This is a genomic window from Rhodanobacter sp. C06 (assembly GCF_002001105.1).
In the GTDB taxonomy this organism is placed as follows: Bacteria; Pseudomonadota; Gammaproteobacteria; order Xanthomonadales; family Rhodanobacteraceae; genus Rhodanobacter_A.
The window spans coordinates 122,693-133,780 of the sequence record NZ_MUNP01000058.1; the positions used below are offsets into that span (position 1 = coordinate 122,693).

Below are 11,088 nucleotides of genomic sequence, written 5' to 3' on the forward strand. Positions count from 1 at the left end.
ACGCGAAATGGCGCTGCACAGGGTTTCGCATCGGCGGCTTCGGAGGATGTGGTGTGCAAGCTGTGGTGCACAAGCGAGGCATGCACATGCGCCGGGTCTGCATGCCGAGGCATGATCCGCCGATCCGGGCAGCGCGGGAGGGCTGGGCATGCAGGAAATGGCGGGGCTTTCGGGCCAGGCAACGGCCTGCGCGAACTGCGCCGCGCCGCTGGGCGGCGAGTACTGCGCGCAGTGCGGCGAGCGTCGGCTGCATCCGGACGAACACACGCTGCGGCACATCGTGGGCGAGTGGTTCGAGGCGTTCTCGCACGGCGAGGGCCGTCTGCTCGTCTCGCTGCGCACGCTGCTGCTCAAGCCGGGTGAGTTGACGCGCGAATACTTCCGCGGGCGGCGCGTGCCGTATGCGCGGCCGGTGGCGCTGTTCTTTGCGGTGAACCTGCTGTACTTCCTGCTGACGACCTTGAACACATTCTCCACGGCGCTGGAGACACAGATGAGCGTGTCGCCGCTGCAGCAGACAAAGCAGATGCTGGTGTTGGACAAGGCGCTTGGTCCGCAGGTTTCGGCGACGGAGAAGGCCGAGGTGATGGCGGACTATTGGGCGCTGTACGGATCGGAACGTGCCGCGGTCCTTGCGGGTCGCGCCGCCTCGGCCGCCGAGCGGAAGGCCGATGAGGAGAAGGGTGTTGCCGCCAGTCGCCACCCGGCCGCACTGGAAGCGGTTTATCGCTACCAGGAGCGGTTCGACGAGCGCACCGAGACGCTGTCGCGTGCCTTGGTGGTCGCGCTCGTGCCCATGCTGGCGTGCCTGCTCTGGCTGACGCTGGCGCCGTTGCGCCGTGGCCTGCCGGAACTGCTGATCTTCGCGACCCATCTGTGGAGCGGCCTGCTGCTGATCTTGCTGCTGTTCGGGTGGCTGGTGACAGGCGCGACCCGGGTGTCGCAATGGCTTCTGGATGGACGTATACCCGCGATCCTGCAGAGCGACTCGTATGCAAGCATGGCGCTCGCCGTGCTGGTGGCGATCTATGTGTATCGCGCGCTGCGTGCCTACCTCTGCTACCCGCGCATCGGCTGTGCGATCCTGTCTGCGTGGATGCTGGCCGGCCTGTTCTGGTTGTTGCAGCTTTATCGCCTGCTGCTGTTCTTCGTGACCGTATACGCGCTGCATTGAGCCGGTGCCGCAAAATCGTGCGCCGTTCGCGCGTGACCTCTGGCAGGGTGCTGCACGCATGTCGCGATCTACCATCGCCCGGTCAGCCGCCGCTCGCCGCCACGACGAACGACGCGTTCCTGCCGGCAGCGCGGTTCCCGCGTGGGCCGGTACCTGCCCGGAGTTACCCGTGAACCGTCCTGCCTTCCGTTCCAGCCTGATCGCCGCCGCGGTGGTCGGAGCGCTTTCGCTGTCCGTCGCCGCCACCGCGCAGGATGCCCGCCGTGCCGCGCCGCAAGACACGCCGTATCCCGGCCAGCTCACGGTGAACGTCGACCTCACCGACGCGGCGAAGCGGATGTTCCGCGTGCACGAGACGATCCCGGTGAAGCCGGGCGAATTCACCTTGCTGTATCCGGAGTGGATTCCCGGCGAACACGCGCCGTCCGGCCCGATCCAGAACGTGGCGGGGCTGATCATCACCGCGAACGGCAAGCAGCTGGCGTGGCGCCGCGACCTGCGCGACATGTTCGCGATTCACCTGGACGTGCCCGAAGGCGTGAGCCAGCTCGACCTCTCCTTCCAGTTCCTCTCGCCGGGCGACGGCGAGGGCAGCCTGTTCGGCGCCAGCGCCTCGTCCACGCCGAACCTGGTGGACGTCGAGTTCAACCAGGTGGCGTTCTACCCGGCCGGCTACTACTCGCGGCAGATCCAGATCCAGCCGACCGTGCAGTTGCCCGCGGGCTGGAAGTTCGGCACGGCGCTGCAGGTGCAGAACCAGAACGGGAGCACGGTGCAGTTCAAGCCGGTGAGCTTCAACAACTTCGTCGATTCGCCGCTGATCGCGGGCGAGCACTTCGATCGCGTGGACCTCGCGCCGGGCGCGAAGGTGCCGGTGCACCTCAACGTGGTGGGCGACGGCGCGAAGGACGTCAAGCTCACCGCCAAGCAGCTGGAGCAGCAGCGCGCGGTGGTGACGCAGACCAACCTGCTGTTCGGCGCGCACCACTACGACCACTACGACTTCCTGCTCACGCTGTCCGACCACACCGGCCACTTCGGGCTTGAGCACCACCAGTCCAGCGACGACCGCCTGCCGGCCGACTTCTTCACCAACGACGACATGCACACGCTGGCGGCCAGCCTGATGCCGCACGAGTTCGTGCATTCGTGGAACGGCAAGTTCCGCCGCCCCGCCGACCTGTGGACGCCGAACTTCAACGTGAAGATGCAGGACGACCTGTTGTGGGTGTACGAGGGTCTCACCGATTACTGGTGCAGCGTACTCACCGCGCGCGCCGGCCTGTGGTCGCCCGCGCAGTTCCGCGACACGATGGCGAACATCGACGCCTCGATGAGCGAGCGCACCGGCCGTGCCTGGCGCTCGCTGCAGGACACCGCCGACGCCGCGCCGCTCACCTACTACGGCGGCGGCGGCTGGGCCAACTGGCGTCGCGGCACCGACTTCTATCCGGAAGGCCAGCTGCTGTGGCTGGACGTGGACACCAAGATCCGCGAACTCTCGGGCGGCAAGCATTCGTTGGACGATTTCGCGCACGCGTTCTACGGCATGGAAAACGGCAGCTACGTCACCAAGACCTATACCTTCGACGACGTGGTGAACACATTGAACCAGGTGCAGCCGTTCGACTGGGCGAAGTTCCTGCGCGCGCGGCTGGACTACACCGGTGCGGAACTGCCCGAGCACGGCATCACGCGGGGCGGCTGGAAGCTGGTCTACACCGACCAGCCGAACGCCGAGACCAAGGCGATGGAGGGCATCCGCCACGGCGTCAACCTCGCCGCCTCGATCGGCCTGTCCGCGTCGAAGACCGGCAACATCTACGACGTGCAGTGGAACGGTCCCGCGTTCAAGGCCGGCCTGGTGCCGGGCCTCACCATCGTGGCGGTGGACGGCAAGGACTACTCGCCCGATGCGCTGAAGGACGCGATCACCGCGGCCAAGACCGGCAACGCGCCGATCGAGCTGCTGGTGAAGAACGTCGACATCTACAGCACCGCGAAGATCGACTACCACGGCGGCCTGCGCTACCCGCACCTGGAACGCGCCGGCGGCAAGGATCTGCTCGGCGCGATCGCGGCGCCGCGCAAGTAACGTCGCGCAACTTTACGCGGTGTCATCTCGGCGCAGGCTGGGATCCAGTGACGGCAAGGTCCGTCCGAGCCACATGGTGACTGGATCCCGGCCTGCGCCGGGATGACGAGCTTTCGGGCGACGCGCTGGGGCGCATCGGCTCGCTGGCCCGGGACGCGGGCGCAGGCAAGAAGGAGGGGCTCTGCCACTCGGCAGGCACCATCGCGTTCGATCTTGTTCGTCGTTCCGCACCTGTGCGCATGGTGCGCGCGCATGACCTCTGGCAGGGGAGCCCACCCCGCGGCCGGTCTAGCATCGAAGCCTTGCCCGCCGCCCATCTCGCTGCGCGGGCCGTTGCCCAAGGGAGAATCCATGAAAGCCACCCGCCTCGCCTCCGCCATCGTCGCCAGCGCCTTCGGCCTGGTCAGCCTCAACGCCATCGCCGATGTGCCGCCGCCGCAGGACGTGGCCTACCCGGGCACGCTGCAGATCAGCGTGGACGCCACCGACCTCGCGCACCGCGTGTTCCGCGTGCACGAAGTGGTGCCCGCGCAGCCCGGCCCGCTGACCCTGCTGTACCCGCAGTGGCTGCCGGGCAACCACTCGCCCAGCGGCCCGATCGACAAGTTCGCCGGCCTGGTGGTGAAGGCGAACGGCAAGGTGCTGCCGTGGACGCGCGATCCGCTCAACGTGTTCGCGTTCCACGTCGAGGTGCCGCAGGGCGCCGGCAACGTGGAAGTGGACTTCCAGTACCTCTCGCCGCAGAACACCCGCGAAGGCCGCGTGGTGATGACGCCGGAAATGCTCAACCTGCAGTGGAACGCGAACTCGGTGTATCCGGCCGGCTACTACACCCGCCAAATCAAGACCGAGGCCAGCGTGAAGTTCCCCGCCGGCTGGCAGTTCGGCAGCGCGCTGGAAGTGGCCTCGCGCGACGGCGACACCGTGCACTTCAAGCCCACCACCTACAACACCCTGGTGGATTCGCCGATCTACGCCGGCCAGTACTTCAAGCGCATCGACCTCGATCCGGGCGCGAAGACCGCGGTGCACATGGACATCGTGGCCGACGCGCCGAAGTACCTCGAGATCAAGCCCGAGCAGATCAAGCCGTTCCGCGAGCTGGTGCAGCAGATGTACAAGCTGTACGGCGCGCACCACTACGACCACTACGACTTCCTCGTCTCGCTCAGCGACAAGATGAGCGGCAACGGCCTGGAGCACCACCAGTCCAGCGAGGACGGCACCTCGGCCGACTTCTTCACCGAGTGGAAGAAGAACGCGCTGGGCCGCGACCTGTTCTCGCACGAGTTCAACCACTCCTGGGACGGCAAGTACCGCCGCCCGGCCGACCTGTGGACGCCGAACTTCAACGTGCCGATGCAGGATTCGCTGCTGTGGGTGTACGAGGGCCAGACCCAGTTCTGGGGCCAGGTGATGGCCTCGCGCTCGGGCCTGTGGGATACCGAGCAGGCGCACGACATGTGGGCCTTCGTGGCCGCCACCTACGACAAGGGCCGCCCCGGCCTCGCCAGCTGGCGCAACGTGCAGGACACCACCAACGACCCGATCATCGCCCAGCGTGCGCCGCTGCCCTACCGCAACTACCAGGGCAGCGAGGACTACTACTCGGCCGGCCAGCTGATCTGGCTGGACGTGGACGGCAAGCTGCGTGACCTGAGCCATGGCAAGAAGAGCATCGACGACTTTGCCAAGGACTTCTTCGGCATGGACAACGGCAGCTTCGTCACCAACACCTACACCTTCGACGACGTGGTGAAGACGCTGAACGCCATCGCTCCGTACGACTGGGCCAGCTACCTGCGCACGCGACTGGACGGCCACGGCCCGATCACCGGCGGTTTCGAGGCGCATGGCTGGAAACTGGTCTACACCGACCAGCCCAGCGCCGCGGTGAAGGCGTTCGAGGCCCGCCGCCATGTCGCCGAGCTCACCTACTCGCTGGGCGTGTCGGTGGGCAAGGGCGGCCAGATCGGCGACGTGCTGTGGGATGGCCCCGCGTTCAAGGCCGGCCTCGCCCCCAGCATGACCGTCGTCGCCGTCAACGGCCACGACTACGACCCCGACGCGCTGAAGGACGCCGTCACCGCCGCCGCGAAGGACAAGAGCCAGCCGATCGAACTGCTGGTGAAGAACTTCGACGAGTACAAGACCATCCGCATCGACTACCACGATGGCCTGAAGTACCCGCACCTGGTGCGCGACACCAGCAAGCCCGACACGCTCACCACGCTGTTCAAGGCCCGCTGAAGAAACCCCCTCTCCCCCGGAACGGGGGAGAGGGCTGGGGTGAGGGGGCAAGCTCGCGACAGCCGAAGTTTCCCCTCTCCCCCAACAGCAACACCGTTGGGGGAAAAGGCAGGGTGAGGGGGCGCTTTTGCCCTGGCGTTCCGTCCAGCCAAATGCGCCCCCTCACCCCAACCCTCTCCCCCGAGCAAGCTCAGGGGAGTGGGAATTCTTCGCCGGGCGCACGCGCAAGCCCCGCATGGGCGATCCCCGCCATCTCCGCTATACTGCCCGTCCGCCGCGGATCGCAACGCTCCGTGCGCGGCCTCGCAGCACCACGCGCCCGTAGCTCAGCCGGATAGAGTAGTGGCTTCCGAAGCCATTGGTCGGGGGTTCGAATCCCTCCGGGCGCGCCATTCCTCTCGGTTGTTTTCGGCCGTGATTTCCTGCCGGAAAGCTGCGTTTGACCGCTTTCCGACGCCGTCGCGCCTATGCTGCGACATCGCCGCTCTTGGGTGCGGGCATGCCCACCGTGATCGAAAAACCGCTGGCCGCACGCGTGCAAGTGATCGCCCACCGCGGCGCCAGTGCGCACCTGCCCGAGCACACGCTGGCGGCGTATGCGCGGGCGATCGCGGACGGCGCGGATTTCATCGAACCGGATCTGGTGATGACGCGCGACGGCGTGCTGGTGTCGCGGCACGAGAACGAGATTTCCGGCACCACCGACGTGGCGACGCACGCGAAATTCGCGTCGCGTCGCACGACGAAAACCGTCGACGGCGTGGCGACGGAAGGCTGGTTCACCGAGGACTTCACGCTCGCCGAGCTGAAGACGCTGCGGGCGCGCGAGCGGCTTCCGGCGCTGCGCGTCGCGTCGCACGACGGGCTGTATCCGGTGGCGACGTTCGCCGAGATCGTGGCGCTGGCCGCGGCGTGCGGGCGCACGGTGGGCATCATCCCCGAGATCAAGCACGGCACGTATTTCCGCAACATCGGCTTGCCGATGGAAGACGCGCTGCTCGCTGCGCTGGCTGCACACGCATACACGCGCACGGCGCCGGTGGAGATCCAGTCGTTCGAGGTCGGCAACCTCCGGTATCTCGATGGCGAGCGGAAGCGGCGCGGCATGGCGAACGTGCGCCTGCTGCAGCTGCTGGGCGAGCCGCGGGAGCAGCCGTTCGACGTCGTGGCCGCGAACGGTGCGCTGGATTACGCGGCGATGACGACGCCGGCGGCCCTGCGCGACATTGCCGCGTATGCCGATGCCATCGGGCCGTCGACGCGGGCGATCCTGCCGCTTGCGGCCGATGGCGGCCTCGCGGCGCCCACGGCGCTGGTGCGCGATGCGCATGCGGCGGGGCTGGAGGTGCATCCGTACACGTTGCGGCCGGAGAACGCCTTCCTGCCGCCGGCGCTGCGCGCGGGCGACGATCCGGCGCGGCGCAACGAGGCGGGAAGCGTGGCCGAAATGCGCGCCTTGCTCGATGCCGGCGTGGATGCGTTCTTCACCGACGATCCCGCGCTGGGGCGGCGGGCAGTGGACGGAAGCGGGGCGTGAGCAACGAGGGGAAAAGCGATAGCCAAGCGCGCTACCCGCCCCTCACTTCTTGCCCTGGATCTCGAAGCCCTGCTTTGCCACCGGTTTGCCGTCCAGCGTGATCTCCACGCTGTACTTGCCGGCGGGCCAGCGATTGGGGTTCTGCACCTTGAACGTGGTGACGGCGGGGCCGTCGGCGGCGACGGTCTGGCTGAGTTCGTTGACCAGCACGCCCTGGCCTTCCAGGTAGCGCCAGCGCGCGTCAAGCGTCGCGCTGGCGGTGCGGCCGGTGGTGGCGACGCTGGCGTAGATCACCGGCGTGTCGGCGGTGAAGCGGGTGGCGGGCGCGGTCACCGCGTAGCCGGCATCGATCGCGCTGCCCAGGGTGAGGGTGGCGACGCGGAAGCTGTCGTCGCTCGCGGCAGGCTTGGCGGTGCTGGCGGCTGGTGCGGGCGTGGTGGCGGGCGCCGCCGGCGCGGTGTGGCTGGCGGGAGCCGGCTTGTTGCTGCTGTGCGCCGCGATGGGCGCCGCCTCGGGTGTGCCCGCAGCCGGTTCGGCCGGCGTGCTGTCGTGCCGGTGGCAACCGCACAGCAGCGCGACGGCGCAGCACAGGACGAGCGTGGGGGCGAGACGGTGCATGGCGGTATCCCGGTGGCCGCGGTGTCGCGCCGGGCGCGAGGCCGTTGCAGGCGAGTCAGGCCGAGGCTAGTACGCCGGGTCTGAAGCGCCGGTTACCGGGGGTCATTGCCGCGCGCCGCGTGGGTTGCCGGGATGGTTGCCCGGCACGCTGCTGCGGAACGGGTTGATGTCCAGTCCGCCGCGGCGGGTGTAGCGCGCGTACACGCTGAGCCGCTCGGGCGCGCAGCGCGCGGTGAGGTCCATGAAGATGCGTTCCACGCATTGCTCGTGGAACTCGCTGTGCGTGCGGAAGGAGACCAGGTAACGCAAGAGGCCCTCACGATCGATCGGCGCGCCGCGGTAGGCGATCCGCACGCTGCCCCAGTCGGGCTGGCCGGTGACCGGGCAGTTCGAGCGCAGCAGGTCGGAGACCAGGCTCTCCTCGACCACTGGGGCGTTCGTGTCGGCGTGCAGGTAGTCGGCCTTGGGTGGGCCGTAGTCGTCGATCGCGACGGGCAGGGCGTCGATGGACTCGCCTTCGAGGTCGGCGAAGGCATGCGCGGCGCAACGCGCGGGGTGCAGGACTACCTCCACCACGTCGCCCGCGGCGGTGGTGAGGTCCTGCTGCAGCAGGGCGCGCAGCGCGGCGGCGCTGGCCAGCGGCTCCTGCGCGAAACCGTTCAAGTAGAGCTTGAACGACTTCGATTCGATGATGTTCGGCGTGCTCGCCGGCACGCGGAACTCGGCCACCGCCAGCTGCGGCTTGCCGTGCATGTCCAGCCACGACAGCTCGTAGGCGTTCCAGATGTCGGTACCGTGGAACGGCAGCGGTGTGCCCACCCCGATCTCGGCGCGTTTGGCCGCGCGGGGGATCGGGAACAGCAGCGTGGGGTCGTAGCGGTCGGCGTAGGCGGTGGACTTGCCGAGCGGGGAATGGTCGGGCGTGCTCATGCGCACATTCTAGGCGGTGGAGACCGTCGCGCGGGCAGCAACAACACCGTGGGTCGGGATTCATCCCGACAGGGTTTTGTCGGCGTGTCGGGATGAATCCCGGCCTACGGCGCCATGGTGACTTCTGGCCTATCCGCCGGCGCGGCGCGCTTCCTATAGTGGGCAGGCCTCCCCACGCCGAAGACACCCGATGAAGAACCCGCTCCCGGCTTGCGCCGCCGCCACGCTAGCCGCCATCGCCCTGTGCGCGCCGCTGCATGCCCAGGACAAGGCTTCCGCCTTCGATCCGCAGGTGCTGTTCGCGCCGCTGACCCTGCCGCACCCGGCCAACGCGATTCGCGACGGCGCGGGCAAGCCGGGTGCCGCGTTCTGGCAGAACCGCGCCGACTACGACATCAAGGCGCGCATCGACCCGGCCACGCACAGTTTGGCCGGCGAGGAAACGATCGCCTACACCAACCACAGCCCGGACGCGCTGGACGAGCTGTGGCTGCAGCTGGACCAGAACATCTACAAGAGCGATTCGCGCGGCGCGCTCACCTCGCCGTGGCCGAAGAAACCCGGCCAGTCCACCGACGGCTACCAGCTCGATGCGGTGGAAGTGGACGGCAAGCCGGTGCATTACCTGGTGGACGACACCCGCCTGCGGGTGGATCTGCCGACGGCGCTCAAGGCCAAGGGTGGCCAGCTCAAGCTGCACATCCGCTACCACTACACCGTGCCCGGCACCTGGGGCGGGCGCACCGCGGTGACGCCGACGAAGAACGGCGACATCTACGAGATCGCGCAGTGGTTCCCGCGCATGGCGGTATACGACGACATCCGCGGCTGGGACACGCTGCCCTACCTGGGCCAGGAGTTCTACCTCGAATACGGCACCATCGACTATGCGGTCACGGTGCCGTGGAACTGGATCGTGGAAGGCTCCGGCGAGCTGATGAACCCCGAGCAGGTGCTCACCGCCACCGAGCGCGCGCGCTTGGCCGAGGCGGCGAAGAGCGACACCACCGTGTACATCCGCAAGCCGGAGGAGGTGAACGATCCGGCCTCGCGGCCCACGCACAGCGGCACGCTCACCTGGCGCTTCCGCATGGAGCACACCCGCGACGCGGCCTTCGCCGCCTCGCCCGCGTTCGTGTGGGACGCCGCACGCATCAACTTGCCCGACGGCAAGCACGCGCTGGCGATGTCGATCTATCCGGTCGAAGGCGTGGGCGCGGACAAGTGGAACGACTCCACCAAATACCTGAAGGGCGCGGTCGAGCACTTCTCCTCGAAGTGGTACCCGTACCCGTGGCCGGTGGCGGTGAACCTCGGCGGTCACGGCGCCGGCATGGAATACCCCGGCATCGTGTTCGACGGCTACGAGGACAGTGGCAAGCTCTTGTTCTGGATCACCGCGCACGAGATCGGCCACACCTGGTTCCCGATGATCGTGGGCTCGAACGAGCGCCGCCATGCGTTCATGGACGAAGGCTTCAACACCTTCATCGACGTGTACTTCTCCGATGCGTTCGAGGGCGGCAAGTTCGGTCCCAAGCGCGACAGCGAATACGCGCCCAAGGGCGGCAACCCGGTCGACGAGATCCTGCCGCTCCTGGCCGACCCGGACGCGCCCACCCTGATGGCGCACGCCGACTCGGTCAGCGAGAAGTACCGCCACTCGCTCACCTACTTCAAGGGCGCGCTGGGCCTGATCCTGCTGCGCGAGCAGATCCTCAGGCCGGATCGCTTCGATCCCGCGTTCCGCGCCTACATCCGCACCTGGGCGTACCACCATCCCACGCCGTCCGACTTCTTCCGCTTCATGGACAGCGCGGCGGGCGAGGACCTCTCGTGGTGGTGGCGCGGCTGGTACCTGCACAACTGGCAGCTGGACCTGGGCATCACGGGCGCCAGCTACGTGGACAAGGACCCGGCCAAGGGCGTGGTGGTGAATCTCGTCAGCAAGCAGAAACTGGTGATGCCCGCCACGCTGCGTGTGGACTTCGCCGATGGCACGCACCGCGACATGCGCGTGCCAGTGGAAACCTGGCGCTACAGCGCCACGCCGAAGCTGACGCTGGACACGAACAAGCGCATCGCGAAGCTGGAACTCGACCCCGAGCACAAGCTGCCGGATGCGGATCGCAGCAACAACAGTTACGCGATGCCTTGAGGTTTCGATGCCGACATCACTGGAGGGGCTGATGCGCGCGAAGGCTTGGTCGCCCACGAATGGCTGCATCGGGTCGATCTCGTAGTCCAGCCCTTTCAGTTCCAGGCAGGCCAATACCTTGCGCACACGGGGCGAAATGTGGCTGCCGATCATGCTGCACGGCATGGCACGCTTCACCCTTCTCTTGATGGCGTCAGATTAGCAGGCTGTTGAGAAACCTCCGCGCGCCGCCGCGGTCATAGACGTTCTCAATCACTGACCGCCCGATCCGATGCGCAGCCCCGACGTCCAGCAGCTTGGCATGTTCTCGTATGTATCGGTCGACG

The 11,088-nt window shown here is 67.7% G+C and carries 7 protein-coding genes and 1 tRNA gene; 6 read left to right on the forward strand and 2 right to left on the reverse strand.

The features are described 5' to 3' along the window. Positions 1 to 157 precede the first annotated feature (157 nt). The 5 genes from B0E52_RS12205 (at position 158) to B0E52_RS12225 (ending at position 7,056) form a co-directional block, all read left to right on the forward strand. Entirely contained in the window at positions 158 to 1,174 is a 1,017-nt protein-coding gene (locus tag B0E52_RS12205; RefSeq protein ID WP_168174186.1) for a DUF3667 domain-containing protein, read from the forward strand. A 169-nt stretch (positions 1,175 to 1,343) separates the two neighbouring features. Next, a complete protein-coding gene (locus B0E52_RS12210; protein WP_254426784.1) occupies positions 1,344 to 3,269 on the forward strand; it encodes a M61 family peptidase in 1,926 nt (641 codons plus the stop codon). A 351-nt stretch (positions 3,270 to 3,620) separates the two neighbouring features. Further along, entirely contained in the window at positions 3,621 to 5,519 is a 1,899-nt protein-coding gene (locus B0E52_RS12215; RefSeq protein ID WP_077484112.1) for a M61 family metallopeptidase, read from the forward strand. A gap of 315 nt (positions 5,520 to 5,834) precedes the next feature. Beyond that, positions 5,835 to 5,911, forward strand: a tRNA-Arg gene (locus B0E52_RS12220). 107 nt (positions 5,912 to 6,018) lie between these two features. Then, the gene (locus B0E52_RS12225; protein WP_077484113.1) at positions 6,019 to 7,056 is read left to right on the forward strand and encodes a glycerophosphodiester phosphodiesterase; all 1,038 of its coding nucleotides are present in this window, start codon (positions 6,019 to 6,021) and stop codon (positions 7,054 to 7,056) included. A gap of 42 nt (positions 7,057 to 7,098) precedes the next feature. Here B0E52_RS12225 and B0E52_RS12230 read toward each other — a convergent pair whose 3' ends face one another. Then, positions 7,099 to 7,674: a hypothetical protein gene (locus B0E52_RS12230; protein WP_077484114.1), complete on the reverse strand. Its 576-nt coding sequence runs from the start codon at positions 7,672 to 7,674 to the stop codon at positions 7,099 to 7,101. A 102-nt stretch (positions 7,675 to 7,776) separates the two neighbouring features. Next, the gene (gene queF, locus B0E52_RS12235; protein WP_077484115.1) at positions 7,777 to 8,604 is read right to left on the reverse strand and encodes an NADPH-dependent 7-cyano-7-deazaguanine reductase QueF; all 828 of its coding nucleotides are present in this window, start codon (positions 8,602 to 8,604) and stop codon (positions 7,777 to 7,779) included. A gap of 190 nt (positions 8,605 to 8,794) precedes the next feature. On the opposite strand from queF, the gene B0E52_RS12240 reads away from it, so the two are divergent. Next, positions 8,795 to 10,762: a M1 family metallopeptidase gene (locus B0E52_RS12240; RefSeq protein WP_077484116.1), complete on the forward strand. Its 1,968-nt coding sequence runs from the start codon at positions 8,795 to 8,797 to the stop codon at positions 10,760 to 10,762. Positions 10,763 to 11,088 lie beyond the last annotated feature (326 nt).